The sequence below is a fragment of the Kitasatospora albolonga genome (assembly GCF_039535905.1).
GTDB classification, from domain to species: Bacteria; Actinomycetota; Actinomycetes; order Streptomycetales; family Streptomycetaceae; genus Kitasatospora; species Kitasatospora albolonga.
Genome location: NZ_BAAAYB010000143.1, coordinates 1 through 25,467, shown reverse-complemented (window position 1 = coordinate 25,467; position 25,467 = coordinate 1). Strand labels below are relative to the sequence as shown.

The window sequence follows — 25,467 nt, the reverse complement described above, 5'->3', positions numbered from 1 at the left end:
ATGACCTCAGGCCACGGGGGCGAAGGTCTGGCGTGTGGAGTACTTCCAGCCCGCGTGCGACCAGGTGCCGAGGCGGAGTTCGAGCTGCTGGCCGGGCTTGACGGTGCCGGTGACTGTGATCTCCCGGGTGGACTGGCTGAGGTTGGACACCTCGGTCTCCTCCGAGTCCCGCCAACTCTCGTCGGTGGCGCCGTACTGGAGCCACACCGTGGCCCGGCCCCGCACGCTGCTGCGGGCGATCAGGTTCCCGCTCACCGTGTAGTCGCGGCCGCCCTCCCCGCCCCAGACCAGGCGGCCGGAGAACAGCAGCACCGCGATGTTGGAGCCGTTGTCCGTCTGCTGGTTCACGTGGAAGGACACCGGTTCGCCGGGGAGCGGTAGGAAAGGCCCCTCCATGACCCGGTCCGAGCCGATCAGCACCAGCAGCACGTCACTGGCCGGCCCGTCGGCGGCCATCCATCCGCTGTCCACCACGGCCTGCCACTCCGGTGTCGCCCGGAGGAGCTGTACGGCCTCCAGGTCGTCGCCCGAACCGAAGCGCTCGTCCACCTCGGCGAGGAGCTGCCGCACCGAGGCCCGGCTCTGCTCGTCGAGGTACTTGTCGAGCGGGACGTCCTTCAGCAGTGCCCAGTCGATGCCGCTCGCGGCGTTGACGCGCGACCGTAGCAGACCGCTCACGTCGGTGCGGTGGATCGCGTCGCGGAGCTCGTGGCGGGTCCCGGTGTCCGGCCCGGAGGTCGGCTCGGTCGAGGGGTCGGCCGTCACGATGGTCCTCCTGTTGTCCGATGATCGGTGCGGGCCATCGCTACCCCGGCCCCGGACCACCAAACGCCGGCCCACGGTCGTCGCTCAGGCCTCGTCCTCCTCGTCCCAGGCCGGTTCCTCGGCGGGCTGCGGTTCGGCGACCCAGCCGGCGGCGAGGACCAGGCGGGAGGTGCGGTGGACGGCGAGGAAGCCGAACGGGCGGTCGAAGTGCACGGCGACGGACTTGACCCGGTACCGCGGCTTCGGAGCGCCGCCCGCGGCCACGCCGAACGCGGTGACCGAGGAAGCGCGGAAGCCGTTGGCGCCGAAGGCCGCGGTCCCTGACTGCTGTCCGGAACCGATGACCAGCGGCTCGGCGGTGGAGATCCCGGAGAAGTGGCCGGTCGGGGGCTCCGGGTCGGTGGCGGCGGCGAGGCCGAACACCTCGGGGCGGGCCAGCAGGTCGTGGTCGGCCCGGACGGAGAACGCGGGGACGAAGGCCCACAGGTAGTCGCCGCGATCCATGCTCCGGGTCCAGGCGATGTCCAGGCCAGGGCCGGGCCGTCCGGTCGGCAGCAGGTCGGCGGTCACCCTCGGCACGGTTCCCGCGAGGATGCCCAGGCCCGCACCGAGTACGGCGCCGGGGCTCGCCCCCTCCTCGCCGAGCAGCAGGTGGACGTCGATGTCGTTGCGGCCCAGGACCCGGAGTTCGGTGACCGGTCCGGCCGGGGTGTCGGCGACCGCGGCGCGGTCGAGGAGGCTGGTGACCCGGGACAGGAACGCGAACGGGCGGCCGGCCCACGGGCCGGACTCGGGCCCGCCGAAGGAGTCGTGGAAGGGGCGGAGCCAGTCCGTCCGGACGGTCAGTGCGGAGGCGAGCACCAGCCGGGTGTCACGGTCGAGCGCGACCGGCATCGACTCGACCTCGCCGCCGGTGTTGCGGGAGGCCCAGGCGTCCAGACGGCGCCGGTCCTGGACAGCGTCGCCGGACAGTGCGCCGTGCACGTCCAGCGGCAGGCCGGCCAGCCAGGTCGGTTCCGGGCGCAACAGGTCCGAGGTCCACAGACCGACCGCCGCCGAGGACCCGGGGAGCTTGCGCAAGGTGTCGACCAACTCCCGTGCGTGCTCGGCGGCTTCGCCGCTGCGCATGCCGAGGGCCTGCTCCAGCTCGGCGGCCGCCGGGCCGTGCGCACCCGCCGCCAGGAAGGCCAGCAGCGGCCACACCCCGGTCGGCATGAAGACCGTACTGCCGCCGTCCGCGAGCTCCGCCCACCGCGCCGCCAGCCGGTTCACCGCTCGAACTGCCGCGATCCCGCTCATCGTTCTGCCCCTCCTCGGAAGACCGGCCCGAGCGTAGGGCCTGCGTGCACCGGTGGCGAACGGATTTGGCCGGCCCGCCGTCAGGCGGTGCGCACCGCGAGCAGCGAGACGTCGTCGCCGACCCGGGCGCCGACCAGCAGGGAGACGGCGGTGTCGAGGACGGACTCCAGGGGGCCGGCCGGGTCGAAGGGGAGGGCGGCGAGGGCGGCCAGCCCCTGGTCGATGTCCTCGTCGCGGCGCTCGACCAGGCCGTCGGTGTAGAGCAGCAGCACGGAGCCGGGCCGCAGCCGCAGGGAGCGGCTGCGGTGCGGGCCGGGGCCGGCGCCGAGCGGGGGGCCGACGGGGAGGTCGATCAGGCGGGGCGGGCCGTCCGGCGGGATCAGCAGCGGGGGCAGGTGGCCGGCCGTGGCGAGGGCGGCGGTGCGGGTGGCGGGGGAGAAGGCGACGGTCAGGCAGGTGGCCACCCGCTCCTGGCCGAGGGCCTGGACGGTGCGTTCGGCCGCGTCGAGGATCGCCTCGGGCGGCAGGCCCTGGAGGGCGAGGGTGCGGATCACGGAGCGGTACTCGGCCATGGTGGCGGCGGCGTCCAGGCCGTGGCCCATCACGTCGCCGACGGTCAGCAGGGTGCAGCCGTCGGGCAGGGCCAGGCTGTCGTACCAGTCCCCGCCGATCTCGGCCGCCGCCCCGGCCGGCAGGTAGCGCCGGGCGCACTCCACGCCGGAGCCGGGCACGGTGGGGTCGGAGAGCAGGGCGCGCTGGAGCAGCACGGCGCTGCGCCGCTCGTGGGCGTACCGCTGGGCGTTGTCGATGGAGTTGGCCGCCCGCAGCGCCAACTCGCCCGCCAGATCGGCCTCCTGGGCGGTGAACGACGGGGAGCCGGCGGTGCGGGCCAGCGAGACCACGCCGATCACGTCGTGACGGGCCGTCAGCGGGACGTGGCAGGCGGAGTGCAGGCCGAGTTCGCGGTGCAGGGCGATCCGCTCGGGCGGCAGGCCGTGCAGCCCGGAGCCGTCCCTGCCGAGCAGGTCGGAGATGACCGGGCGCTGTTCGTCGAGGCAGCGGGTGAGGTCCGATCCCGGCCTAGGGACGACGGGCGATCCGGGAGCGCCGATCCGCTGTGCGGCCCCGGCCAGGCCGCGGACGGCGGAGAGGGCCAGGCGGCGGAGCTGGAGCGCCTGGTGCGGGTGGATGGGGGAGTGGTGGTGTTCGAAGTCGAGCACGTCGACCACGGCGAGGTCGGCCAGCCGGGGCACCAGCAGCTCGGTCAGCTCCTGGCAGGTCTGCCGGACGTCCAGGGTGGTGCCGATCCGGGTGGCGGCCTCGTCGAAGAGGGAGAGCCGGGTGGAGGCCAGCGCGAGGGCCTCGCGGATCCGCCGGTCCTCGGTGATCTCCAGGACCAGGGCGACCACGCCGAGCGGGGCACCGTCCTCGTCCTCCAGGCGGTGGAAGGCGTTGTGCCAGAACCGGGCCAGACCCGAGCCGTCCGGGGTGGTGATGCCCTCGACCAGGTGGACCACGGGGCGTCCGGTCTCCAGGACGGAGCGCAGCGCGGCCTCGGTGTGCTCGACGTTGATGCCCGGGACCACGTCGGCCAGGCCCTTGCCGAGGTGGTCGTCGGCCGGGGCGCCGTTCATCGCGGACAGCGCCGCGTTGACGTAGCGGTAGCGCAGCCCGGTGTCGAGGACGGCGATGCCGACCGAGGTCCCGTCGGCCACCGCGCGCATCACCGTGTGGTCGGCCACCAGGCGGGGCAGCGCGGCCGCCCCGGGGGAGTCCGGCGACAGCCGCCCGAGGTGGAGGAGCAGGGCCCTGGCCTGCTCCTCGCTCAGTATGTCCAGCGACACCCGGCCCTCCTCGTGGCTGGAGGCAGTGCTCGGATCGTCGCACGGAGGGGCGGGGCGGGCGACAGAAGCGCCGAGTGGTGTCGGACACCCGGGCCGGACGCCCGCCCCGCCGTCCTTCGGTCAGGCCCGGTGCCCCGCCAGCAGCAGCCGGGCGGCCGTCGCGGCGCCGTCGGTGCGCAGCGTGGCGGCCAGCTCCTTCGCCCGGGCCGCGGTCTCCGGGGTGAGGGCCGCCGCGAGCGCGGCCGAGAGCGAGTCGAAGCTCGGCACCGGTCCGTCGTGCGCCACCCCGATGCCGAGCTCGGCCACCCGGCGGGCCCAGTACGGCTGGTCGGCGAGCTGGGGCACCAGCACCTGCGGCACGCCGGCCCGGGCGGCGGTGGTCGTGGTGCCGGCCCCGCCGTGGTGGACCACGGCCGCCACCCGGCCGAACAGCTCCTGCTGGTTCACCTCGTCCACCACGTGCAGGTCGGCGGCCTCCTCGGCGGCCAGCCCGGCCCAGCCCCGGGAGAGCAGCACCCGGCGGCCCTGCGCCCGGACGGCGGCCACCGCGTCCCGGGCCACCGCCTCGGCGTCCCGCACCGGCATCGAGCCGAAGCCGACGTACACCGGCGCCTCACCCGCCGTCAGGAACGCCTCCAGCGCGGCCGGGAGCGGACGCGCGTCCGGCCGGGCGAAGGCCCCGGTCTGCACCACGTCCAGCTCGCCGGTGGGGCGCCAGGGGCTGAGGACGGCATCCGCCGCCAGCAGCGGTCGGTCGGTGAGCACGAGCGGACGGACGTGCTCGACCGGGGGCAGGCCGACCGACTCCCGGTGCGCGTTCACGGCGCCGCCGAACAGCTCGTCCAGCACCTGCTCGTTGCGCTCCCAGAGCACCCGGTTGTCGGTCTCCTCCGGCGGGAGCGGGTGGCCCGGCCAGGGCAGCGGGGGGTGGTCGGGGGAGGGCAGGTAGCTGGGGAAGTAGGCGACGAAGGAGTACGGGACGCCGAGGCGGTCGGCGACCGCGCGGGCGGCCGCGGCGGCGGGCATCAGCCCGGTGGCCACCACCGCGTCGCAGCCCTCGGCGGCGGGCAGGGCCGCCGCGTAGGTGTCGGCCGTCACCCGGGCCGCCCGCTCCTGCATCGTCATGGCCGGGCCGGTCCCGAGCACGGCCTCGCGGGCCATCTCCCGCAGCGACCGGCCCAGCGGCACCAGCGGCAGCCCGCTGTCGGCCAGCAGCTCGGCGAAGTCCGGCGGCGCGCAGAACCGCACCTCGGCGCCGGCCGAGCGCAGGGCGAGCGCCAGGCCCACCATCGGCTCCACGTCGCCGCGCGATCCGTACGCCAGCAGCAGTACACGCATTCCGTTTCCCCCAGGAAGATCGGTGATCCACGTTCGAGCGGTGATTCTGCGCCCTCAAGGGGGCCTTGCGGCAAGCCCCCTGACGGGGTATAAGTTGATCATGGCGGAGAGTGTGGCGTCCTTCCCGCCGGGCACGAGCGCGCCGGTCGCCCGAGTCGGGTAGCGGCCTCGGCCACGAGGCGCCGTGCGGGCGGCCCCGACGGGATCTCACCGGGGGTGCTCGGAAGCTCGACGGGGGCGTGAACTCAACCACACGCGCTGGCCCGAGCGGCGATGTCACTGCAGGTCAGCACGGGTGCGGCGGTAGCCGACCACGGCACCGGGCGTTGTCGTGGGAGCGGGCGGGTGACAGAGTGCGGGCCATGGTCCACTCCGCCCAGCCCGCCGCCACCAGCGCCCCCGCCGCCGTCTTCGACTGGCTCGACGAGGCGGCCGAGCTGCGCGCCGCCGCCGGGCTGACCAGGACGCTGCGCAGCCGTCCCGCCGAGGATCCGGTGCTCGACCTGGCGAGCAACGACTACCTCGGCCTGGTCCACCACCCCGCCGTCACCCGGGCCGCCGCCGACGCCGCGCTGCGCTGGGGCGGCGGTTCCACCGGCTCCCGGCTGGTCACCGGCACCACCGCGCTGCACACCGAGCTGGAGCAGGAGCTCGCCGACTTCTGCGGAGCGGAGGCGGCGCTGGTCTTCTCCTCCGGGTACGCCGCCAACCTGGCCGCGCTCACCGCGCTCACCGACCCGGACACGCTGATCGTCTCCGACGCCAACAACCACGCCTCGCTGATCGACGGCTGCCGGCTCTCCCGCAGCGACGTGCACCGCGCCCCGCACGACGACCCGGCCGCGGTGGCCGCCGCGCTCGCCGCCCGGAGCCACCGCCGGGCCCTGGTGGTCAGCGACTCGGTCTTCTCGGTGGACGGCAACGCCGCCCGGATCGGCGAGCTCTCCGCCGCCGCCCGCGCCCACGGCGCCGCGCTGCTGATCGACGACGCGCACGGCCTCGGGGTGCTCGGCCCCGGCGGCAGCGGCGCGCTCGCCGCCGCCGGGCTGGCCGGGGCCCCCGACACCGTCGCCACCGTCACGCTCTCCAAGTCGCTGGCCTCCCAGGGCGGCGCCGTGCTCGGCCCCCGACGGGTGATCAGGCACCTCACCGAGACCGCCCGCACCTTCATCTTCGACACCGGCCTGGCCCCGGCCGCCGTCGGCGCGGCGCTCGGCGCGCTGCGCCTGCTGCGGGCCGAGCCGGAGCGCGCCGAGCGGGCCCGCGAGGTGGCCCGGCTGCTCTCCGCCCAGCTGAACGCGGCCGGCCTGGAGGCCAGCACCCCGGACGCCGCCGTGGTCTCGGTCCGGGCCCCCGGGCCGGAGGCGGCCGTCCGCTGGGCGGCCGACTGCCGCACCGCCGGGCTCGCGGTCGGCTGCTTCCGCCCGCCGTCCGTGCCGGACGGCATCTCGCGCCTGCGGCTCACCGCCCGGGGCGACCTGACGGACATCCAGATCGCCGAGGCGGTTGCGGTGATCCGCCGGACGGCGCCCTGACCGCGGCCCGCTCGGGCCGGACCTGAATCGTTCGTGTGCGCCCGGGCACCGCCCGGCAGGGGGACCGCTCTCCGATTGGTCCAGACCTATTGACGGGGCTGGCAGGAAAGCGGAACCCTGACCTGACACTGCGTCAGCCTGCCGGACCCCCACCCGGGAGCACCCCCATGCCTCAGTCGGAACCTGCCGTGCCCCCGCGCGGCAGAGCACTTCGCCATGCCCTCGTGTCGCTGGCGCTGGCCGCCTTCTGGGCCGCCAGCGCCTGGACCGCCGGCCACGTCCGGGCCGCCCCGGCCCTGCACACGGCTGCCCTGCTGGTCCACCTGGTCTCCCTGGTGGCCGGCTTCGGCGCCGTCCTCGCCGTCGACTATGTCGGCGCCCTCTGGCTGCTCGGCCGCCGCACGCTGTGCCAAGTCCTGGAGCTGGCGGCCCCGTTGCACACCCCCATCTGGGCCGGCCTGGCCGGCCTCACGCTCAGCGGCGTCCTGCTGGAGCCCCACCTCGACTCCGGCCTCACCCAGCTCAAGCTGGTCCTGGTGCTGATGATCGCCCTCAACGGCGTCCAGGCGGGCGCGCTCCAGCGGCGCCTGGCGGTCTGCGGCGACGAACGGCCGCCCCGCCCCCTGCTGGTGCGGGGCGCGGTCTCCGCCCTGGTCTCCCAACTCGGCTGGTGGGGAGCCCTGTTGATCGGCTTCTACAACGCCCAGGGGTAGCCGGCGCGGCTCGGCGGAGCCGGGTGGCCGCCACCGGGTCCGTAGGGCCGAACCGGTGTCCGCCGTGCGGGGGACTCCGTTCGGCGAGTCGCGCTCCGAGACGGCGCCGGGCCCCGGGCGGCCGCCGGGTCGGCGGGCGGGGAAGGGGGCGGCGTGCTCTGCTGTGGGCAAGGCCGGGCCCGTGTCCCCACCGGCGCTCGGCGCGTCCCCGTAGAGGAGTCCCCGTGTACCGCTCCACCCGCCTGGCCGGTGCCGGCGCGCTCGCGCTGGCCCTGCTCGTCCCCGCCTCGGCCGTGGCCGTCGCCCCGCCGCTCTCCGATCCGCACATCGCGGCCCACTTCGACTTCGCCGCAGGGCAGTTGCCGGAGAACGTCGCTCTCGAACCCGACGGCAGCGCCGACCTCACCCTGCTGCGCAGCGGCCAGGTGGCCCGGGTCGCCCCCGACGGGCAGGTGACGATCCTGGCCACCCTGCCCACCGAGGAGCACCCCGCCACGCCGCTCTTCGGCTACGCCGCGCTCACCGGCATCGTCCGGGCCGACGACGGCACCCTCTACGTCAACTACGTCACCGGCACCAAGCTCACCGGCATCTGGCGGATCCGTCCCGGCTGCGAGCCCGAGCAGATCAGCGCCCTGCCGCCGGACGGCATCCCCAACGGCCTGACCCTGGACCGGAAGCACGGTCAGCTCTACGCCGCCGACTCGGTGATGGGCGTGGTCTGGCGGGTCCCGGTCGACGGCGGCGTGCCGCTGGCCTGGGCGATCCACCCGGACCTGCGGCCCAACGGGTTCATCGGGGCCAACGGGGTCCGCTACCACCACGGCGCGGTCTGGGTCTCCAACACCGACTGCGGCACCGTCCTGCGGATCGCCGTCGGTTCGGACCCGGATGCCCTTCCCGGGCCGGTCGAGACCCGGATCACCGGGCTCGACGGCATCGACGACTTCAACTTCACCGGCCACCGGGACGACCTGCTGGCGGCCCGCAACGTGGCCGGTGAACTGGTCCACGTCACCACCGGCGGGAAGCGGACGGTGGTGCTCACCAAGCAGGACGGGCTCTCCAACCCCACCTCGGTCGCGGTCCGCGACGGCTCCGTGTACGTCACCAGCGGGGCCTTCTTCGAGCAGCCGCCGGACCCGAACCTGCTGCGGGCCGAGATCCACCACTGAGCCGCGGCTGCGCCCCGTCTCACCCCGTCCGCTCGGCGGCCGGACGGCCGTCCCACCGCCAGCGGACGGGGCGCTGACGCCCCGGCAGGTCCGCGCGGCCCGTGCACCAGAGCAGCGTCCGCCACGGGTCCTCCCCGGTCGGGGCCTCCGGGAACAGCCGCGCCACCGTCCGCGCGCACAGCCCGGCCGGGGGCTCCCAGGCGAGCCCGAGCCCCTCCGCCAGGTCGTGGGTGTGGACCAGGGTCTCGACGATGCCCATCGCGGCGAAGCCCTCCGGGTCGGAGATGCCGTAGCCGTGGTACGCCCGTACCTCCGGGGCGGAGACCCGGACCAGCGCGACGAGGAACGACCCGGCCGCCTCAAGGACTTGGAGCAGCCCCTCCGGCCCGGCCGAACGGTCCGCGTGGATCGCGTTGGCCGGGCCGCCCTCGCGCCGGGCCTCCCAGACGAACGGCACCTCCCGGGTCAACGGAGGCCTGCGCGGCCCGAGTTGGGCGGCGTAGGCGAAGAGGTCGTCGGCCAGGTGCTCCACCGTCTCCCAGCAGGTCCAGGTGAGGGCGCCGGCCGGACGGTCCCAGTCGGTGGTGGGCGGGGCCTGGCGGAGGGTGGTCAGGGCGAGCTGGACGGCCTGGTCGAGGTCGTCGGCGGTCACGGGGTGCGCTGAGCTGGTCATGCCGGGACGCTATCCCGTCCGGCGGCGGCCGCTGACGGAATTTCACCGCTCCGTGCGCCGCGTGGCCTCCGGGCAGGCGGCGGCCGGGGGTGGATGATCTTCTCCGTGCGTGGACGTGGCAGCATGGCGCGGGTGCGGAACATCGAGATCAACGGCCGGCCCGCAGAGGTCGCGGACGTCTACCGGGCGGCGACCTGGAACTACGGGCACTTCACCTCGATGCAGGTGCGCGGCGGGCGGGTGCGCGGCCTCGACCTGCACCTGGCACGGCTCGAAGCGGGGACCCGGGCGTTCTTCGGTGCCGAGGCCGAGCACGACGAGGACCGGATCCGGGGGCTGGTCCGGCACGCGCTCGGCGGCGAACGCGACGCCTCGGTCCAGGTGACGGTCGTCCCGCAGGTCGGCGTCCCGCACGTACCGGACCTGATGGTCGCGGTCGCCGACCCGGTCAGCGAGGAGCCGCGGCCGCCGCTGCGGGTCCGGACCGCCACTTATGAGCGCGACCTGCCGCACCTGAAGCACCTGGCCACCATGGGCCTGACCCACCAGGCGCTGCAGGCGCGGGCGGCCGGCTACGACGACGTCCTGTTCCTCGGCCGGGACGGGCGCCTGCGCGAGGGATCGGTCTGGAACCTCGCCCTCTGGGACGGCGCCCGGGTGCTCTGGCCGGACGGGGAAGCCCTGCCCGGCATCACCATGCTGCTCCTGCGACGCGGCCTCACCCACCTCGGCCTGCCCTGGTCGGTCGTCCCGCTGACCCTCGCCGACCTCCCGCCGCTGCGCGCGGCCGTCGCCACCAACTCGCACTGCCACGCCCAACCCCTGGCGAGCATCGACGAGTCGGCCCTCCCCGGCGACGGTTCGGAACTCGTCGATGTCCTCACCGCCGCCTGGGCCACCGTCCGTTGGGACGAGCTCTGAGCTACCCGCCCAGTGCCGCGGCCTCGTTGAGGAAGGCCTGCCGCAGGTCGGGCAGCAGAAGCTGCCGCCCGGTGAACGCGTCCTCGTAGGCGTACCACCAGAAGTAGCCGCCGACGTAGTAGTCGGGGCCGGGGGCGAGCCGGTAGGCCCAGTTCATCACGGCCCTGGCCTTGGCGAGGGTGGAGGTCCGGACCTTGTCCGGGAGGCCGACCTCACCGAAGCCGATCAGGGCGTTCGGGTAGAGGGCGTGCAACTGCTCCACCTCGGCACGGACGGTGGCGGCCGACGGGTAGGTCGTCGGCGAGCACTGGGTGGGGTAGTAGGACAGCCAGACGTAATCCAGGCCCTCCCGCATCGCCTGCGGCACGTACTGCTGCGAGAACTGCACCGGCGTCAGCTCGGCCGCCCCGTCGCCGCAGTGGTCCGGGGCGTAGCTGTTCTCGTAGAGGGTGAGCGCGGTCCGCCCGCCGGCGGCCTCGACGGTGGTGAAGGCGGCCTGGATCTTCTGAGAGACCGAACCGTACGGGCCGGTCCAGTCGCCGTTGACCTCGTTGCCGATCTCCCACACGTCCACGCTGTCGCCGAGGGCGTCCAGGTAGGCCTGGGCACGCTGCCGGTACGCCTCGACGCCGGTCTCGCGCAGGCCCTCGGAGTCGAGGAGCCCGCCCATCACGTAGCTGACCGTGCCGAGCCGTTCCACCGGGGTCCGGTAGTGCTCGGCGTCCACCCCCTCGTCGAAGACGACGCGGGTGGTGGGCCGGCGCGGGAGGGTCGCCTCGGCGGCGACCACCTGCTCGATGTTCTCGACATCGTCGATGGTGACGCCGAACACCGGGGACGGGAGGGCACGGTGCCCGGCCGGGGCGGCACCGGCTGGGCCGGTGGTGAGGACGGTCGTCGCGGCGAGGGTGCCGGCCAGCAGGCCGCGGACGATCGGACGCATCGGAGGGCTCCTCGGTGAGCTCGGTGACCTGCCAGGACGACCGGGCAGCGCGGACCGGCCCCTACCACGGAGTGCACACGCGAGCGCGTGCCTCGGCAAGCGGTGGGCCCCGTCCGAGGGATCACGGGCAGTCACGGCCCGGCCGAGGGACGTGGCCTGACGCGGGATCAGGGCCGCTCAGTCGAAGGCCACCACCAGCCGGACGTGCCGCTCGCCGTAGCGGGCCGCGAGCGCCTTCATCACGGCGAAGACGTGCTGCCAGTCCGAGCCGTCGCCGAGCACGGAGCCCACCGTCAGGGGTTCGTACCGGCACCGGAGGCCGCCCCTGCTCCACTCGGCGGGGCGCGCACGGTCGAGGCCCGGTGGCGGCGGGCCCACCGCCTCCACCGCGTCCGCGGGCCACCGCTCGGACACCAGCCGCTGGTCGATCCGCGCGGGATGGGACGCCGCCGACCAGCTCAGCCGCCCGCTGAACACGGCGGGAGTCGCACGGGGGTCGATGCCGGCGATCTCGGCCCAGTCGACCCAGGTGGCGCCGTGCAGGTCGCCGGCCTCCAGCTGCGGTCCCAGGTCGGCCAGGCCGCTCGACACGTCCGCGGGCAGGCCGCGGCCGGCGGAAGGCGGACGGAATCCCGCGCGGTCGTGCACCCCGAAGAGGCAGCTGAACGACTCGTGGTCGTTCTGGTCGTACAGCGGCCACAGGTCCATCGCCTTGACCCAGGGTTCGCCCTCGTAGTACCCGGCGTCGACGCCGGGATGGCGGAACTCGATGCCGCCGTAGATGTCCGTGCTCATGGCCGCCCAGGCTGGTCAGGAGGGAGTCGGGCTCAGCAGGAGGGAGTCGGGCTCAGGCCTGACGCGGGATCAGGAGCGCCTCGGAGCCGATCGGGCGGAAGCCGGCGGACTGGAAGGTGCGGACGCTGTTGACGTTGCCCGGGGCCTGCTGGGCCCAGACGTGGTCGCCCTCGGGGAGGAGGTGGCGGGCGCTGAGGGCGAGGGCGCGGCCGAGGCCCTTGCCGCGGGCCTCGGGGGAGACCTCGACGGCGCACTCCCAGCGGCCGGCGACGCCGCGGCCGAGGATGAGGACGCCACCGGGGGCGGTCCAGGCGCGGACGTCCTCGCGGTAGGCGAGGGCGCGGACCAGGCGGGGGTGGTCGCGGTCGGCGACGGGGGTGAGGGGGAGCGGGGGCTCGCCGGGGAGGCGGGAGCCGGCGGAGAGGAGGTCGATGGTGTCCATGCGGCGGCCGGTGCGGTCGGCGAAGCCGGCCAGGAAGTGCGGGTTCATCGGGGCGGCGAAGACGTCGGCGGGGGCGGCGGCCACGGCGGCGCGCACCCACTCCGGGTCCTGGTCGGTGAAGACCACGGCGTGCGCGCTGAAGGCGACCACCCCGGCGTCGCGCGGACTCGGCTGCGGAAGGACCGTCACCGAGCCGTCAGGGGCGGGGAACCGGCCGGCTGCGGCGGCGTCCAAGATCGTCTTGAGCATGGGGGCAGCCTAGCCCCGGACTACACGACGCCGGTCGGCACCCCCTCGGACGGGGCGCCGCGCACGGACCCGTGCAGCACCACCGCCCAGACCGTCTTGGAGCCGCCGCGCGCCACCACGCCCCAGTCGGCGGCGAGCGCCTCGACCAGCCGCATGCCCTGCCCGTGGTCGCGGACCCCGGCCGGGCGGACCACCGGGCCGCGCTCGGCCCGGCCGTCGCTGATCTCCAGCCGGCAGGAGCCGCCGAGGCGGTCCAGCTCCAGCCGGACGGGGATGCCGGAGCGGTGGCCGGGGGCGTGCAGCAGCACGTTGGTCACCAGCTCCGAGCAGATCGTCACCACGTCGTCCGCCCGCTCCGGCGTCCAGCCGTGCTCGCCGAGCACCTGCCGCACCCAGCCCCGGGCCGCCCGCGCGGCCTGCGCCTGGGCCGGGAACTCCGTCTCCCACACCTGAAGTGTCGTCATCACCGGTATCGCTCCAGTCGGTCGGGAGCGCCCGGCTCCTGTGCTTGCCCAGGGTGGCGGGCGGAGCCGGTCGGTGCGAGGGCACGGAGAGGGCATAGCGAGGGCATGCACGGGGCGGGTTCCGCCGGGAGTCGCTCGTCCGGGGGACGGACGGGCCGGGTGAGCTGCGGACTCCTCTACCGTGATCACTGTCGGCGGGCGGCAGGACAGGGCGGCCCGGGGCACGGCGGAGGGGGACACCATGGGGCGGGGAGCGCCGGGCAACGAGCTGCTCTACGCGGCCAGGATCTCCAAGGGCTGGTTCTCCCAGGAGGCCGCGGCCGCCGGGATCAGCACGGCCGGACAGCAGGTGCTCGCCAGCCGGGCGTTCCAGGTGAACGTGCGGACCTACCGGCGCTGGGAGGCCCCGGCCCCGCCCTGGCCGCGACCGGACCACGCCTCGGCGCTGCGGGCCGCGTTCGACCGCGGGCCGGAGGCGCTCGGCTTCGTGGCCAAGGGCGGAACGCCGGTGCTCCCGGTCGTCAGCTTCGGTCCGTTCTCCCCGGCCGACAGCACCGAAGACCTCGAAACGGAAGACCGGCAGGGACCATTGAACCGCCGTCAGGCTCTCAGAACGGTAGGAACGGCCGCCCTCGGCGGCCTGCCCTGGCTCGACGCGTCCCCGGTGGCCGCGCAGGGCGGGGCGCGGATCGGCAGGGACGAGATCGAGGAGCTGCGGGCCACCGCGCTCGACCTCGACGCCATCGACCAGCGCTTCGGCGGCGACCTGCTCTGGCGCTCGGCCCGGGCCCAGCTGCTCCGGGTGCACGACCTGATCGACCACGCCACCTACGGCGAGCAGACCGGGCGCGAACTGCACGACATCGCGGGCCAGTTGACCACCTCGCTGGGCTGGTTCTGCTACGACGCGGAGCGTCAGACCGAGGCCCGGGTGTACTTCTCCGAGGCGCTCAACACCGCGGTCCTCTCCGGGAACGACCCGCTCGCCACCCGCACCCTGGCCAACATGGCCCGGCAGAGCGTGGACCTCGGCAAGCCCAGGGAGGCCGTCCGCTACGCCCGGATCGCCCAGGCGCACGCCGCCGAGTGGAGCGCACCGCCCCGGGTGGCGGCGCTGCTGGCGATCCGGGAGGCCCAGGGCTACGGGCGCCTGGGCAACGAGCCGGCCTGCGCCGCGGCGATCCGCCGGGCCTGGCAGGCCTTCGGCCGCGGCACCACCGACCGCGACCCGGACTGGGTGAGCTTCCTCAACGAGGCCGAACTGGTCTGCCTGGAGGGCATGTGCCGGCTCGACCTCGGCCACTACCGGCAGGCGGTACGGCTGTTGGAGCGCTCGGCGCGGCTGCAGCACATCGCGCACGCCCGCAACCGGGGCATGTGCCTGGCCCGGCTCTCCTACGCCGCGCTCCAGGACCGGGACGTGGACCGCACGGTGGCGGCCGCCCAGGAGTCGCTGCGGCTGATCGAGGGTGGTATGGCCTCGGCCCGCAACAAGCGTCAACTGTCGCTGGTACGTGAGAAACTGACGGCTCATCAGGCCCTGGCGGAGGTCAGGGACACGACGGAGCGGCTGGCGGCCTACACCGCCTGAGCCGGGCGGAGGACAGGCACGTGCACAACATCGAGTTCCGGCACCACCACGGCCAGGAGACGAAGGAGGTCCTCGACGACCTGGTCGAGGTCTACCGGGTGGTCTACGGCGTCGCACCGTACGCGGGGGACCCGTTCTTCTCGGTGGAGTCCTTCGAGGAGCGGCTGCGCGGGGCGATGGAGATGCCGGGCTTCGAGACCGTCACGGCCAGGGTGGGCGGGCGTCCGGACGGGCGGCTGGTGGGGCTGGTGCACGGGGCGACGCTGCCGGCCGAGCGGGCCTGGTGGGTCAGCCTCGGCGTGAGCCGGCCGCCGGCGGCGCTGGCCGCCGCGGCGGCCCGGGACGTCTTCTGGCTACGGGAGCTGATGGTCCTGCCGAGCCTGGCCAACCGGGGCATCGGCCGCCGCCTGCACGACGAGCTGGTCCGCCACCGCCCCGAGCGCTGGACCACCCTCACCTGCATCCACGACAACGAGCCCGCCCGCAGCGCCTACCCCCGCTGGGGCTACCAGGTGATCGGCGGCCGGATCCGGCACGCGCCCGAGTCGCCGGAGTACGACGCGATGCTGCTCCGGCCGGGCGCCGTGGCGCAGGTGAGCACCCCGCACTGCGGCTGAGCGGCCCGCGGCTCGGCCTCGGCGGGGGCGGGGGCGGGGGCGGGGGCGTGGCGGGGCGGGGCGACGGAAATGCCGGTGCGGGCGGTGCGGTGGGCGCGTTACCCTCGCGGCATGGACGTCATGGACCGCACCACGCACACCGCCGCCGCGCGAGCGACCAGCTCGCCGGCCGCCGCCTGACGTACCCCCACTTCCCACCGGCGACCGGACACGGTCCGCCGGTGGTCGCCGTTCCCCAGGGTCCGGCTCCCGCCGCCCGTGCGCACCGTCGTCCGGCGCCTCCCCGCCCACCGCGCGAAGGAGCCGCACCATGGACACCGACCGGATCGTCCGCACGTTCACCGAGTACTACCAGGAGCACGGCCACCGCCGGATCACCGGCTCGACGCTGCTGCCGCCCCCGGGCGACCCGGTGCTCTTCACCACCTCCGGCATGCACCCGCTCACCCCGTATCTGGAGGGCCGCCCGCACCCGCTGGGCCGCCGGCTGGTGAACGTCCAGCGCTGCCTGCGCACCACCGACCTGGAGGAGGTCGGCGACCGCACCCACCTGACCGTCTTCGAGATGCTCGGCAGCTGGTCGCTCGGCGACTACGAGGGCCCGCAGAGCCTGGACTGGGGCTACCACCTGCTCACCGAGGGGTTCGGCGTCGACCGGGGGAGGCTGCACGTCACGGTCTTCGGCGGCGACGAGCGGACCGGCCCCGACACCGGGTCGCTGGAGCTGTGGCAGGGCCTCGGGGTGCCCGTCGAGCTCACGGTCGAGGACAACTGGTGGTCCAACGGGCCGACCGGCCCGTGCGGTCCCGACTCGGAGCTCTTCCTGTGGACCGGCGACACCCCGCCGGAGTCCACGCCGACCGGCGACGACCGCTGGGTGGAGGTGTGGAACCACGTGATGATGCGTCACCGGCGGCTGGAGGACGGCTCGCTGGTGCCGCTGCCGCAGCGCAACGTGGACACCGGGCTCGGCCTGGAGCGGCTGGCCACCCTGCTGCAGGGCCGCCGCTCGGTGTTCGAGTGCGACGTCTTCGAGCCCTGGCGCCGCACCGTGCCGGGCCTGTGGCGGCTCGACGGGACTTCGCTGCGGGTGGTCTGCGACCACCTGCGCTCGTCCGTGGTGGTGATCGGCGACGGGGTGCTCCCGTCCAACACCGGCCGCGGCTACGTGCTGCGCCGGCTGCTCCGCCGGGTGCTCACCGTGTTGCGGCGGGACGATCCCTCCCGCGGTCTCGGTGACCTGCCGGTGGAGCTGGTCCGCCACACCCTGGACCGCTTCCGGCAGGACGTGGACCCGGAGCTGGTGCGCGGGGTGCTGCGGGAGGAGGAGGTCCGCTTCGACCGGCTGCTGGAGCGCGGGCGGCGGGTGCTGTCCCGTCCACGCTACCGCGGCCCGCTGGGCGAGCAGGACTTCCACGAGCTGCACGACACCCACGGACTGCCGCGCGAGCTCGTGCTCGGACTGCGCGGAGGGGACGGGAGGTGACGGGGACCCGGGGTCAGTGCTTGCGGGCGCGGCTGGGCTGGACGCGGGGCGGTTCGCCCTCGGCCTTCGGGTGGTCGGGCGGGTAGGGGAGGTCGCCCGCGCCGTGGTCGGCGGCCTGACGGTCCGCCAGGGCGAGGAGGGGGTCGAGCCGGAAGGCGTGGTCGTCCAGGTCGGCGTGCAGGTCGCCGAGTTCGGCGAAGCGGGCGGGCACGGTGCGGATGGTGAAGTCGGCGGGGGAGACGGAGTCGAGCTCCTCCCAGCGCAGCGGGGCCGAGACGGTGGCCTCGGGGCGGGGGCGGACGGAGTACGGGGAGGCGATGGTGCGGTCGCGGGCCATCTGGTTGTAGTCCACGAAGATGCGCGAACCCCGTTCCTCCTTCCACCAGTTGGTGGTCACCTCGCCCGGCATCCGGTGCTCCAGCTCGCGGCCGAGCGCGATGACGGCGCGCCTGGCGTCGGCGAAGGTCCACTCGGGGACGATCGGCACGTAGACGTGCAGCCCGCGCCCGCCGGAGGTCTTCGGCCAGCCGCGCAGCCCGTGCTCCTCCAGCACCTCGCGCAGCCGGTGCGCGACGCGGACGGCGTCCGCGAAGTCGGTGCCGGGCTGCGGGTCGAGGTCGATGCGCAGCTCGTCCGGGTGCTCGGTGGCGGCGCGGCGGACCGGCCAGGGGTGGAAGGTGAGGCAGCCGAGGTTGACCGCCCAGAGCACGGCGGCGGCCTCGGTCGGGCAGATCTCGTCGGCGGTGCGGCCGCTGGGGAAGGCGATCCGGGCGGTGGGCAGCCAGTCGGGAACGTTCTTCGGGGCGCGCTTCTGGTAGAAGAACTCGCCCTCGATCCCGTCCGGGAAGCGCTGCAGGGTGGTCGGCCGTTCGCGCAGTCCGCGCAGCGCGCCGGGGGCGACCGCCAGGTAGTACTCGGCCACGTCCCGCTTGGTGTAGCCGCGCTCCGGGAAGTACACCTTGTCCGGGTTGGAGAGCCGCACCGCGCGGCCGTCCACGTCCAGTTCGATCGCCGTGCTGCTCGCCGCCATGCGCTTCACGCTAGGGGGCCCGGCCCGCCCGCGCCTGTCGGGCGGGCCGGGAGTGGCGGCCCGGTGGACGGTCCGTCAGACCTCCAGGTCGGCCTCGACGCGCTTCAGCTGGTGGCGGGCCATGGCGAGGTTGGCACGGTTCTTGTCGATCGCCAGGTAGAGGAACAGGCCCTTGCCGGAGCGGTTGGTGAGCGGCCGGATCAGGTGGTACTGGCTGCTGAGGGTGATCAGGATGTCCTCGATGGCCTCCTTGAGGCCGAGCAGCTCGATCGCGCGGACCTTGGCGCGGACCACGTCGGTGTTCCCGGCGGCGGCGACGTTGAGGTCCAGGTCGGCGCTGCCGCCCAGGGTGCCGAGGGCCATGCCGCTGGTGTAGTCGACCAGGGCGACGCCGATGGCGCCGTCGATCGAGGCCATGATGTCCTTGAGGGCGGTTTCGGTGGTGGCCACGGGGATCTCCTTGGAAGAGGGGTGAACGGGGGCGTCAGGTACGGGGGTTGCGTTCGAGGGCGAGGTCGGCCAGGTCGGCGATCCGCTGGCCGGCGCGGCGGGCCTCCAGGTGGAGGCGCCCCAGGTTGGCCTGCGGCCCGGCCAGCAGGGTGAGCACCACGTAGGCCCCGGCGGCGTAGGTGGCGGTGTAGCCGCGCTCGCCGCGGGTGATCAGTTCGCGGAACTCGCCCTGTCCGGTCGCCTCGGCCAGCCGGGCGCCGACGCCGAGCGCGGCGGCGGTCAGCGCGGCCACGCCGGAGGGTTCCAGGGTGGCGGCGTCGTGGGCCACCACCAGGCCGTCGGTGGTGGCGATCAGACTGCCGGTCAGGTGCGGGACCCGGGCGCGCAGCCCGCGCAGCTCGGCGTGCAGGCCGGGGTCGGCGAGCGCCTCGGGGTCGATCATGACGGGTGGCTTCCGGGCCGTGAACTGTCGCAAGGTGCGCTTCATGACTCGGAGGGGAGGGTCGACCGGGCGGCGGTCGGGGCGGGTGGGCAAGTCACAGTCGGGCCTCCAGGCCGGCTCGGATGCGGAGCAGCAGAGCGACGTGCGGATCTGACGGGTCGTACGCGGGGGAGGGCTGCGTGACCGGGGGCCGCCCGGGGGCCGTCGGCGTCGGCAGTGAGGTGATCACCGGGACGGCGGCCGTCGGGCGGGTGGGGGCCGGTGGCGCGGAGCGGGGCGGCGGTACCGAGGGGACCTGCCGGGCGGCGGCGGTGGGGGCCGCGGCGGTGGGGGGCACCTGGGGCGCTTGCGGCATCTGGGGAGCGGTGGGCGCCGCGGGCGCGGGGGGCGCGGTGGCCGGGTACGGGGGGACGGGGACCACGGGGACCACCGGGACGACGGCGGGGGTGAGGCCGGTGACCGGGGTGGCGGCGGTGGCCGGAGCTGCGGGAACGGGGGTTTCCAGCAGGCCGACGGCCGCGAGGTGGCGCAGGTCGAGCAGGGTGGTGAAGGCGGAGCGGCCGAGCAGCAGGGCGATCTCGGACGGGGTGCGCAGCCCGTCGGCCGCCTCCAGGACGGCCCGGCGCCGCAGGGTGCAGCTGCGGGCCGGGTGGGCCGGGCCGCCGCCGGTGCGGCGGCGCAGCACCGGGCCGTGCTCGCCGGGCGGCGCGGGCCAGACCCGGTCCAGCAGCGCGCGGCGGCGGCCGACCGCCGCGCGCAGCTGGCGGACGGTCATCGGCCGGGCCAGGGTGAGCAGCGGGACCGCGGACGGGGTGAAGAACGGAGGCCGGGCGGCCGGGCCGAGGGCGAAGAAGGCGGCGTCCAACACGGCGGTGGTCAGGCAGAGTTCCAGCTCGGCGGTGGTCACCAGGCCGGCGCTGACCAGGAGTTCGCCCAGCGGACGGCCGGTGGCGGAGCAACTGCCCAGCAGTGAGGCCCACTCGGCGGAGCTGATCCGGCCGCAGCCGGTGAGCAGTGCCTCCACGCCGGGGGCGGAGTGGCTCTCGGCGTAGACCACCGCGCCCTCGGCCAGGTGCACCCGGCCGTGCTCCCCGGCGAGGACCCCGGTGGCGCGGCGGGCGGCCAGCTCGGCCAGCTCGTGCTCGAAGGGGGTGGCCGGGGCGCAGCCGGAGCGGCGTCGGCGGGGCAGTCGGACGGCCTCCACGGGCCGGGTCAGCGACATCAGTCCAGCACCAACTGGTCGGCGATGGCGGCCAGTCGGAGCCTGGCCATGGCCAGGTTGGCGCGCTCGCGGTCGAGCCGGAGGTAGAGGATCAGGCTGCTGTCGAAGTCGGTCTCCAGGAACCTGACCAGGTGGTAGGCGCCGGCCGAGCTGAGGATCAGGTCCTCGGCGGGGGCGGTACCGGCCGCGGGGTCGGTGAACGAGGTGCCCTGGGTGACGGCCCGGGCCAGCTCGGTGGCGTCCGCCGCGCCGGCCTCGTGGTCACCGCCGGGGCCCTCCCCGGCGGTGCCGAGGGCGAGTCCGCTGGTCCAGTCGACCAGGCTCACTCCGAGCGCGCCCGGCACGCCCATGGCCTCGGCAAGGCAGTCATCGATTCCCGGCACCGGGCAGCACTTCCCTCCCGCGCACCCGTCGAAGAGCACGCCTGCGGTACCGCGCTCACTCGCGGTAACCTCTGCGGGACGTAACGCTAGCCCGGCTCGGGCGGCTGCGGGAGAGGATCCGTCATACTCGTCGGGCATATGCCCGAATCTCTCCGCCGGGGCAACCGGCGTGATAGTGGGATCCTCTGATGAACGGTCAGGGGAGCAGGGCGTCCAGGGCGGCCTCGATCTCGCGCACCGTCCGGACGAAGTCGGCGGGCGTGCCGCCCCACGGGTCGAAGATGCCCGGGTCCGCCAGCTGGTGCACCGTCCGTCCGGGGCCGGCCAGCCGCCGGGTCTCGCGGGCGGTCTCCGCGTCCACCGCGATCAGCTCGTCCGCCCAGCCCACCAGCTCCGGGGTGAGCGGTGCGGCCCGGTGGGCCGAGAGGTCGTAACCGAGCCGGGCCATGGTCTCGACCATCAGCGGGTCGGCGGGCTCGCCCGTGTGCCAGTGGGTGGTGCCGGCCGAGCGGACCTCGGGGCGGTCGGGAGAGCGGGCCGCCAGGATCGCGGCGGCGGCCGGGCTGCGGCAGATGTTGCCCTTGCAGACCACCAGGACGCGGCGGCGGGGGCGTGACGGTTCGTCGGCCATCGGTGGCCACCCTCCCGTGTTCGTGCTCCGACTCCCCGTACACAGAGCATATCCGCCCGCCCGGCCGTACCCCACGGGCGGCGCGGCTGACGGGGCGCCAGGATCGGGGCATGGAGCTGCCCGTGATGCCGCCGGTCTCGCCGATGCTGGCGAAGGCGGTGACGAAGATCCCCGAAGGCATGCAGTACGAGGCCAAGTGGGACGGCTACCGCGCGGTCGTCTTCCGCGACGGCGAGGACGTGGAGATCGGCAGCCGCACGGGCAAGCCGCTGACCAGGTACTTCCCCGAGGTGGTGGAAGCGGTGCGGGCCGAGCTGCCGGAGCGCTGCGTGCTGGACGGCGAGATCGTCATCGCCCATGACGGGCGGCTCCACTTCGAGGAACTGCTGGAACGCATCCACCCGGCGGCCTCCCGGGTGCGGACGCTGGCCGAGCGCACCCCCGCCTCCTTCGTGGCCTTCGACCTGCTGGCACTGGGGGACGAGGCCTACGACGGGCGGCCCCTGACGGAGCGGCGGGCAGCGCTGGAGCGGGCGCTGGCAGGGGTGCGGCCGCCGGTCCACCTCGCCCCGGCCACCACCGAGGTGGAGGTGGCGCGGCGCTGGTTCGGCCAGTTCGAGGGGGCCGGGCTGGACGGAGTGGTGGCCAAGCCGCTCGACCAGCCGTACCAGCCGGGGGCCCGGTCGATGTACAAGATCAAGCACTCCCGGACGGCCGACTGCGTGCTGGCCGGCTACCGCGAGCACAAGAGCGGACCGGTGGTCGGCTCCCTGCTGCTCGGCCTCCACGACGCCGACGGGCAGCTCCAGCACGTGGGCGTCTGCGCCTCGTTCCCGATGAAACGCCGGGCCGAACTGGTCGACGAACTGGCCGAGTTGAGGATGGACGAGGGCGCTGACCACCCCTGGGCGGCCTGGCGCGACGAGAGCGCCCAGGCCGCGGCCCGGCTCCCCGGCGGCCAGAGCCGCTGGACCGGCGGGAAGGACCTCTCCTGGGTGCCGCTGCGCCCGGAACGCGTCTGCGAGGTCGGCTACGACCACATGGAGGGCACCCGCTTCCGCCACACCACCCAGTTCAAACGCTGGCGCCCGGACCGGGACCCGGAGTCCTGCACCTACGCGCAGCTGGAGGAGCCGGTGGGCTACGACCTGGCCGACGTGCTGCGCGGCTGACGGCGGCTCAGCCCGTGCTGTGCGCTGCGGAGCCCAGCGCCGCGAGCTCCTCCGGGCCGAGTCGGAGGGCGCCGGCGGCGACGTTCTGCGCGAGGTGGCCGAGGTCGCCGGTGCCGGGGATGGCGAGCACGTGCGGGCCCCGGTGCAGGGTCCAGGCCAGCCGCACCTGCGCGGGGCTCACGCCGTGGGCGCGGGCGACCGCGCGCACGGCGCCGCCGAGCTCCGCGGTGGCACCGTCCGCGCCGGTGGCACCGGCGGTGCGGCCCCGGCCGGCGATGGAGTAGAAGGGCACGAAGGCGATGCCCAGCTCGCCGCAGGTCCGGACGAGCTCCTCTTGCTCGGGGGAGGCGCCGATCCCGTACATGTTCTGCACGCAGACCACCGGCGCGACGGCCCGTGCCTCGGCGAGCTGGTGGGGATGGACGTTGGACAGGCCGAGGTGGCGGATCAGCCCGGCGGCACGCAACTCGGCGAGCGCGCCGAAGCGTTCGGCGACGGAGCCGGTGCCGACGACGCGCAGGTTCACCACGTCCAGGTGGTCGCGGCCGAGCTGGCGCAGGTTCTCCTCGACCTGGCCGCGCAGCTGCCCGGGGGTCGCGTGCGGGAGCCAGTGGCCGGCCGGGTCACGGCCCGGGCCGACCTTGGTGGCGATCACCAGGTCATCCGGGTAGGGGGCCAGGGCCTGGTGGATCAGCTGGTTGGCGGAGAGGAGGCAGGAGAAGTAGAAGGCGGCGGTGTCGAGGTGGTTGACGCCGAGCTCGACCGCCCGGCGCAGCACCGCGAGCGCGTCGGCCCGGTCGCGGGGGACGGCCTCGGGCAGCAGGGCTTCTCCGTGCTGGGGCAGCCGCATGGTGCCGAAGCCGATCCGGCGGACGGTGCGGTCGCCGAGCTGCCAGGTGGTGGGGACGGTGCGTGAGGTCATGGCGGAATGATCGGTACGGGCCGGACGGCCGGGCCACTGGTTAAGGTATGTCCGAATCCAACGGGGGTGTGTGGTGGCGGAGCTGGCGTTCACGGCGGACGACCTGGCGCAGGTGCGGTTCGCCGTCTCGCCGATGTGGGAGGTGGCTCCCGGCTTCCGGCTGCTGCTGTCGGGCACCGGGCACCCGGTCCACCGGCCCTGGGTCGAGCAGGTACGGCCACGCGTGCTCGAGGCCGGACTGGACCGCGGCTGGCTCGCCGAGCTGATCGGGCCGTCCGGCTACGTGCCAGACTTCCTCAATCCGGCCCCCGCCGGGCCCGCACCCGAGCCGTCGGCGGAGTGGGAGGCCATCGCGGCCACGCCCGCCGACCGGGTGCGCGAGGACCTCGACCACCTGGCCCGCCACCAGGGGCACCTCGGCCCGCGGCTGGCGAGCCTCCGTGCCGACCCGGACGCCCGACTGGTCAAGCTCGCCCGGGAGTTGGAGACGTTCTGGGAGCTGGCGCTCGCCCCGTTCTGGGCGCGGATCAGGGCCGTCCTGGACGCGGACGTCTCCCACCGGGCCCGCACGGTCGCCGAGCACGGGGCGGCGCGCCTGTTCAACGACCTCCACAGTGAGGTGAGTTGGGACGAGGGTGCGCTCCGGATGGCACGGCGCAAGCGGGACATGCCCCGACGGATCGCGGGTGAGGGGTTGCTGCTGATCCCCTCCGCCTTCACCGGGCCCGGTCTGCGCACCCGGGTGCGGCCGCCGGACCCGCCCCAACTCGCCTACCCGGCACGCGGTGTCGGCACCCTGTGGGAGACACGTGCCACGGCCGGCGCTCTGGCCGCCGTCCTCGGCCGCTCGCGCACCCGGCTGCTCACCGAACTGGCCGCCCCGGCCTCCACCACCGACCTCGCCCGCCGCACCGGCCTCTCCCCCGCCGGGGTCTCCCAGTACCTGACCGCCCTGCGTGACGCGGGCCTGGTCAGCGCCCACCGCGCCGGCCGCTCCGTCCTCTACGCCCGCACCGCCGTAGCGGAGACCCTCCTGGAGGCGGCCTCGGACTGACGCTCGGCTGGGGCGAGCGGGAGCAGGCGCTCCAGGTAGAAGGCGGATTCGGGATCGGGCTCGACGAGGAGGGACTGCACCAGGTAGCGCCCGGCGGGGAGTTCGATGCGGACGAGCTCCGGTGACTGCTGCGTCCCGTCGAGGCCGAGGATCCGCTCGCCGTCGTAGCCCGCGTCCGTCAGCACGTACCTGCCGCCGAGCTCGACCGTGACGGCATCCTCCCAAGCCCCGCCGGCCAGGGCGGGTTCCAGGGCGGAGCGCAGGGAGCCGTCGTCGTCGGCGTAGATCCAGCGCGCGAACACGAGGTTGTCGGGGAACCAGGCGATCGGGAGCGGTTCGCCGCCGAGGACGAGCACGTCGTGGCCCGCGAAGCGGACCGCTTCCGCGTACTCGCCGATGACGTCGTCCGCCTCCGCCCCGGTCCATTCGGAGACCAGGTGTTCGGGGAGGAGGGCGTAGCGTGCGAAGTCGGTGCGGTCGATCCAGGTCAGCGGCAGGCTCATGCGGTCATGGTGCCAGCCGGGGGTGTCAGCTCCGGGCGGCGCCGTCGGTCAGGATCGGGAGCTGATCGCGGGTCAGGCGCCAGTGGCGGTCCTCGCCGGTGTCGGCGGGGGCGAGCTTCTCGGCGGGGACGGTGCCGAGGTCGGTGAAGCCGAGGCGGGCGGGGACGGCGCCGCTGGCGGTGTTGGCGGGGTCGTGGACGATCTCGACGTAGGCGACCCGGGGGTCGCTGCGGAAGGCTTCGAGGGTGAGGGCGCGGGCGGTGCGGGTGACCAGGCCGCGGCCGGTGGCGTCGGGGTGCAGCCAGTAGCCGATCTCGCGGCGCTCGGCCGGGTCGCCCTCGCGGAGGAAGAAGCCGGAGGAGCCGACGATCGCGCCGTCCAGCACGATGGCGTAGGTGTGGTCGGTGCCCGAGGCCCACTTCTCCGCGCGGGAGCCGAGGAAGTCCGTGGTGCTCTCCGGGGTGTGGTCGGAGGCCCAGGGCATCCACGGGACGAGGTGCTCCCGGGCCTCCTCGATCACCTGCAGCAGCTCGTCGAGGTCGCCGGGCTCGTAGGCGCGCAGGGTCAGTTCGTCGTCGACGCGGATCACGCGCTGGGGGGTCTCCATTGCCTGATCATGCTCAAACGGCGCGGGCCGCGCCAAACGGATTTCCACCAGCGGCCGCGAGGAGGTGCTCGGGGCGGGTGATGGCGGCCCACCAGGTGCTCATGTCGTCCCGGTCCTCCTCGGGTGAGGTGGCGCGCCAGCAGAGGTTGGTCTCCAGCAGGAAGCTCTCGCCCTTGGGCAGTTCGGGGAGCACCCAGTCGA

Annotated in this window: 28 protein-coding genes; 9 read left to right on the top strand and 19 right to left on the bottom strand. The window is 74.8% G+C overall.

What is annotated here, in order from left to right:
- Positions 1 to 6: 6 nt before the first annotated feature.
- The 4 genes from ABD946_RS34735 to ABD946_RS34720 all read right to left on the bottom strand — a co-directional run bounded on the left by ABD946_RS34735 (position 7) and on the right by ABD946_RS34720 (position 5,246).
- Positions 7 to 765, bottom strand: a complete 759-nt coding sequence (locus ABD946_RS34735) for a hypothetical protein (protein WP_345289656.1) — start codon at positions 763 to 765, stop codon at positions 7 to 9.
- Between the two features lie 84 nt (positions 766 to 849).
- Positions 850 to 2,064 carry a serpin family protein gene (locus ABD946_RS34730; RefSeq protein ID WP_345289655.1) on the bottom strand — a complete coding sequence of 405 codons (1,215 nt, stop codon included), beginning with the start codon at positions 2,062 to 2,064 and terminating at the stop codon, positions 850 to 852.
- Positions 2,065 to 2,144: 80 nt separating this feature from the next.
- Complete coding sequence (locus ABD946_RS34725; protein ID WP_345289654.1) at positions 2,145 to 3,908, bottom strand: SpoIIE family protein phosphatase; 1,764 nt, start codon at positions 3,906 to 3,908, stop codon at positions 2,145 to 2,147.
- Between the two features lie 120 nt (positions 3,909 to 4,028).
- Positions 4,029 to 5,246, bottom strand: a complete 1,218-nt coding sequence (locus ABD946_RS34720) for a glycosyltransferase (RefSeq protein ID WP_345289652.1) — start codon at positions 5,244 to 5,246, stop codon at positions 4,029 to 4,031.
- A gap of 362 nt (positions 5,247 to 5,608) precedes the next feature.
- Here ABD946_RS34720 and ABD946_RS34715 point away from each other — a divergent pair, with 362 nt between their 5' ends.
- The 3 genes from ABD946_RS34715 (at position 5,609) to ABD946_RS34705 (ending at position 8,669) form a co-directional block, all read left to right on the top strand.
- Positions 5,609 to 6,781: an 8-amino-7-oxononanoate synthase gene (locus tag ABD946_RS34715; protein WP_345289651.1), complete on the top strand. Its 1,173-nt coding sequence runs from the start codon at positions 5,609 to 5,611 to the stop codon at positions 6,779 to 6,781.
- Between the two features lie 224 nt (positions 6,782 to 7,005).
- Positions 7,006 to 7,494, top strand: coding sequence for a hypothetical protein (locus tag ABD946_RS34710; RefSeq protein WP_345289650.1), 489 nt, complete (start codon positions 7,006 to 7,008; stop codon positions 7,492 to 7,494).
- Between the two features lie 224 nt (positions 7,495 to 7,718).
- On the top strand, positions 7,719 to 8,669 hold the full coding sequence (locus ABD946_RS34705; RefSeq protein WP_345289649.1) for a hypothetical protein: 951 nt from the start codon (positions 7,719 to 7,721) through the stop codon (positions 8,667 to 8,669).
- 19 nt (positions 8,670 to 8,688) lie between these two features.
- Here the strand turns inward: ABD946_RS34705 and ABD946_RS34700 are convergent, their stop codons facing one another.
- A complete protein-coding gene (locus ABD946_RS34700) occupies positions 8,689 to 9,342 on the bottom strand; it encodes a maleylpyruvate isomerase N-terminal domain-containing protein (protein WP_345289648.1) in 654 nt (217 codons plus the stop codon).
- A gap of 132 nt (positions 9,343 to 9,474) precedes the next feature.
- Here ABD946_RS34700 and ABD946_RS34695 point away from each other — a divergent pair, with 132 nt between their 5' ends.
- On the top strand, positions 9,475 to 10,263 hold the full coding sequence (locus tag ABD946_RS34695; RefSeq protein ID WP_345289647.1) for an aminotransferase class IV: 789 nt from the start codon (positions 9,475 to 9,477) through the stop codon (positions 10,261 to 10,263).
- 1 nt (position 10,264) lies between these two features.
- Here ABD946_RS34695 and ABD946_RS34690 read toward each other — a convergent pair whose 3' ends face one another.
- The 4 genes from ABD946_RS34690 to ABD946_RS34675 form a co-directional block, all read right to left on the bottom strand.
- Positions 10,265 to 11,206 (bottom strand): hypothetical protein, encoded by a 942-nt coding sequence (locus ABD946_RS34690; protein WP_345289645.1) that lies wholly within the window; start codon positions 11,204 to 11,206, stop codon positions 10,265 to 10,267.
- 177 nt (positions 11,207 to 11,383) lie between these two features.
- Entirely contained in the window at positions 11,384 to 12,001 is a 618-nt protein-coding gene (locus ABD946_RS34685; RefSeq protein WP_345289644.1) for a hypothetical protein, read from the bottom strand.
- Between the two features lie 52 nt (positions 12,002 to 12,053).
- The gene (locus ABD946_RS34680; protein WP_345289643.1) at positions 12,054 to 12,692 is read right to left on the bottom strand and encodes a GNAT family N-acetyltransferase; all 639 of its coding nucleotides are present in this window, start codon (positions 12,690 to 12,692) and stop codon (positions 12,054 to 12,056) included.
- 20 nt (positions 12,693 to 12,712) lie between these two features.
- Complete coding sequence (locus tag ABD946_RS34675; protein WP_345289642.1) at positions 12,713 to 13,156, bottom strand: ATP-binding protein; 444 nt, start codon at positions 13,154 to 13,156, stop codon at positions 12,713 to 12,715.
- A gap of 181 nt (positions 13,157 to 13,337) precedes the next feature.
- Here ABD946_RS34675 and ABD946_RS34670 point away from each other — a divergent pair, with 181 nt between their 5' ends.
- The 3 genes from ABD946_RS34670 (at position 13,338) to ABD946_RS34660 (ending at position 16,850) form a co-directional block, all read left to right on the top strand.
- Positions 13,338 to 14,747 (top strand): NsdA family TPR-like regulatory protein, encoded by a 1,410-nt coding sequence (locus ABD946_RS34670; RefSeq protein ID WP_345289641.1) that lies wholly within the window; start codon positions 13,338 to 13,340, stop codon positions 14,745 to 14,747.
- A 20-nt stretch (positions 14,748 to 14,767) separates the two neighbouring features.
- Positions 14,768 to 15,364, top strand: coding sequence for a GNAT family N-acetyltransferase (locus ABD946_RS34665; protein ID WP_345289639.1), 597 nt, complete (start codon positions 14,768 to 14,770; stop codon positions 15,362 to 15,364).
- Between the two features lie 310 nt (positions 15,365 to 15,674).
- Positions 15,675 to 16,850 (top strand): alanine--tRNA ligase-related protein, encoded by a 1,176-nt coding sequence (locus ABD946_RS34660; RefSeq protein ID WP_345289638.1) that lies wholly within the window; start codon positions 15,675 to 15,677, stop codon positions 16,848 to 16,850.
- Between the two features lie 13 nt (positions 16,851 to 16,863).
- Here ABD946_RS34660 and ligD read toward each other — a convergent pair whose 3' ends face one another.
- The 6 genes from ligD to ABD946_RS34630 all read right to left on the bottom strand — a co-directional run bounded on the left by ligD (position 16,864) and on the right by ABD946_RS34630 (position 21,008).
- A complete protein-coding gene (ligD, locus tag ABD946_RS34655; protein ID WP_345289749.1) occupies positions 16,864 to 17,859 on the bottom strand; it encodes a non-homologous end-joining DNA ligase in 996 nt (331 codons plus the stop codon).
- Positions 17,860 to 17,955: 96 nt separating this feature from the next.
- On the bottom strand, positions 17,956 to 18,330 hold the full coding sequence (locus tag ABD946_RS34650; protein WP_345289637.1) for a roadblock/LC7 domain-containing protein: 375 nt from the start codon (positions 18,328 to 18,330) through the stop codon (positions 17,956 to 17,958).
- Positions 18,331 to 18,364: 34 nt separating this feature from the next.
- On the bottom strand, positions 18,365 to 18,772 hold the full coding sequence (locus ABD946_RS34645; RefSeq protein ID WP_345289748.1) for a roadblock/LC7 domain-containing protein: 408 nt from the start codon (positions 18,770 to 18,772) through the stop codon (positions 18,365 to 18,367).
- A gap of 94 nt (positions 18,773 to 18,866) precedes the next feature.
- Positions 18,867 to 19,994, bottom strand: coding sequence for a hypothetical protein (locus ABD946_RS34640; protein WP_345289636.1), 1,128 nt, complete (start codon positions 19,992 to 19,994; stop codon positions 18,867 to 18,869).
- Complete coding sequence (locus tag ABD946_RS34635) at positions 19,994 to 20,377, bottom strand: hypothetical protein (protein WP_345289635.1); 384 nt, start codon at positions 20,375 to 20,377, stop codon at positions 19,994 to 19,996. The genes ABD946_RS34640 and ABD946_RS34635 overlap by 1 nt, the downstream gene beginning before the upstream one ends.
- Positions 20,378 to 20,573: 196 nt before the next feature.
- A complete protein-coding gene (locus ABD946_RS34630) occupies positions 20,574 to 21,008 on the bottom strand; it encodes an arsenate reductase/protein-tyrosine-phosphatase family protein (RefSeq protein ID WP_345289634.1) in 435 nt (144 codons plus the stop codon).
- Positions 21,009 to 21,118: 110 nt separating this feature from the next.
- On the opposite strand from ABD946_RS34630, the gene ABD946_RS34625 reads away from it, so the two are divergent.
- A complete protein-coding gene (locus tag ABD946_RS34625; RefSeq protein WP_345289633.1) occupies positions 21,119 to 22,180 on the top strand; it encodes an ATP-dependent DNA ligase in 1,062 nt (353 codons plus the stop codon).
- A 7-nt stretch (positions 22,181 to 22,187) separates the two neighbouring features.
- Here ABD946_RS34625 and ABD946_RS34620 read toward each other — a convergent pair whose 3' ends face one another.
- Positions 22,188 to 23,102, bottom strand: a complete 915-nt coding sequence (locus ABD946_RS34620; RefSeq protein ID WP_345289632.1) for an aldo/keto reductase — start codon at positions 23,100 to 23,102, stop codon at positions 22,188 to 22,190.
- Positions 23,103 to 23,172: 70 nt separating this feature from the next.
- Between ABD946_RS34620 and ABD946_RS34615 the strand changes: the two genes are divergently transcribed.
- Entirely contained in the window at positions 23,173 to 24,156 is a 984-nt protein-coding gene (locus ABD946_RS34615; RefSeq protein WP_345289631.1) for an ArsR/SmtB family transcription factor, read from the top strand.
- Here the strand turns inward: ABD946_RS34615 and ABD946_RS34610 are convergent.
- The 3 genes from ABD946_RS34610 to ABD946_RS34600 form a co-directional block, all read right to left on the bottom strand.
- Positions 24,105 to 24,659 carry an Imm21 family immunity protein gene (locus ABD946_RS34610; RefSeq protein WP_345289630.1) on the bottom strand — a complete coding sequence of 185 codons (555 nt, stop codon included), beginning with the start codon at positions 24,657 to 24,659 and terminating at the stop codon, positions 24,105 to 24,107. The genes ABD946_RS34615 and ABD946_RS34610 overlap by 52 nt on opposite strands.
- A gap of 25 nt (positions 24,660 to 24,684) precedes the next feature.
- Positions 24,685 to 25,266: a GNAT family N-acetyltransferase gene (locus tag ABD946_RS34605; protein ID WP_345289628.1), complete on the bottom strand. Its 582-nt coding sequence runs from the start codon at positions 25,264 to 25,266 to the stop codon at positions 24,685 to 24,687.
- 13 nt (positions 25,267 to 25,279) lie between these two features.
- The coding region (locus ABD946_RS34600) for a hypothetical protein (RefSeq protein ID WP_345289627.1) at positions 25,280 to 25,467 on the bottom strand (188 nt) is incomplete at its 5' end.

Coding starts and splice junctions, on each gene's coding strand:
- ABD946_RS34730 (WP_345289655.1), bottom strand. CDS start 2,064: ATGAGCGGGATCGCGGCAGTTCGAGCGGTGAACCGGCTGGCGGCGCGG.
- ABD946_RS34720 (WP_345289652.1), bottom strand. CDS start 5,246: ATGCGTGTACTGCTGCTGGCGTACGGATCGCGCGGCGACGTGGAGCCG.
- ABD946_RS34715 (WP_345289651.1), top strand. CDS start 5,609: ATGGTCCACTCCGCCCAGCCCGCCGCCACCAGCGCCCCCGCCGCCGTC.
- ABD946_RS34700 (WP_345289648.1), bottom strand. CDS start 9,342: ATGACCAGCTCAGCGCACCCCGTGACCGCCGACGACCTCGACCAGGCC.
- ABD946_RS34690 (WP_345289645.1), bottom strand. CDS start 11,206: ATGCGTCCGATCGTCCGCGGCCTGCTGGCCGGCACCCTCGCCGCGACG.
- ABD946_RS34685 (WP_345289644.1), bottom strand. CDS start 12,001: ATGAGCACGGACATCTACGGCGGCATCGAGTTCCGCCATCCCGGCGTC.
- ABD946_RS34680 (WP_345289643.1), bottom strand. CDS start 12,692: ATGCTCAAGACGATCTTGGACGCCGCCGCAGCCGGCCGGTTCCCCGCC.
- ABD946_RS34675 (WP_345289642.1), bottom strand. CDS start 13,156: ATGACGACACTTCAGGTGTGGGAGACGGAGTTCCCGGCCCAGGCGCAG.
- ABD946_RS34660 (WP_345289638.1), top strand. CDS start 15,675: ATGGACACCGACCGGATCGTCCGCACGTTCACCGAGTACTACCAGGAG.
- ABD946_RS34645 (WP_345289748.1), bottom strand. CDS start 18,772: ATGATCGACCCCGAGGCGCTCGCCGACCCCGGCCTGCACGCCGAGCTG.
- ABD946_RS34640 (WP_345289636.1), bottom strand. CDS start 19,994: ATGTCGCTGACCCGGCCCGTGGAGGCCGTCCGACTGCCCCGCCGACGC.
- ABD946_RS34630 (WP_345289634.1), bottom strand. CDS start 21,008: ATGGCCGACGAACCGTCACGCCCCCGCCGCCGCGTCCTGGTGGTCTGC.
- ABD946_RS34625 (WP_345289633.1), top strand. CDS start 21,119: ATGGAGCTGCCCGTGATGCCGCCGGTCTCGCCGATGCTGGCGAAGGCG.
- ABD946_RS34620 (WP_345289632.1), bottom strand. CDS start 23,102: ATGACCTCACGCACCGTCCCCACCACCTGGCAGCTCGGCGACCGCACC.
- ABD946_RS34610 (WP_345289630.1), bottom strand. CDS start 24,659: ATGAGCCTGCCGCTGACCTGGATCGACCGCACCGACTTCGCACGCTAC.
- ABD946_RS34605 (WP_345289628.1), bottom strand. CDS start 25,266: ATGGAGACCCCCCAGCGCGTGATCCGCGTCGACGACGAACTGACCCTG.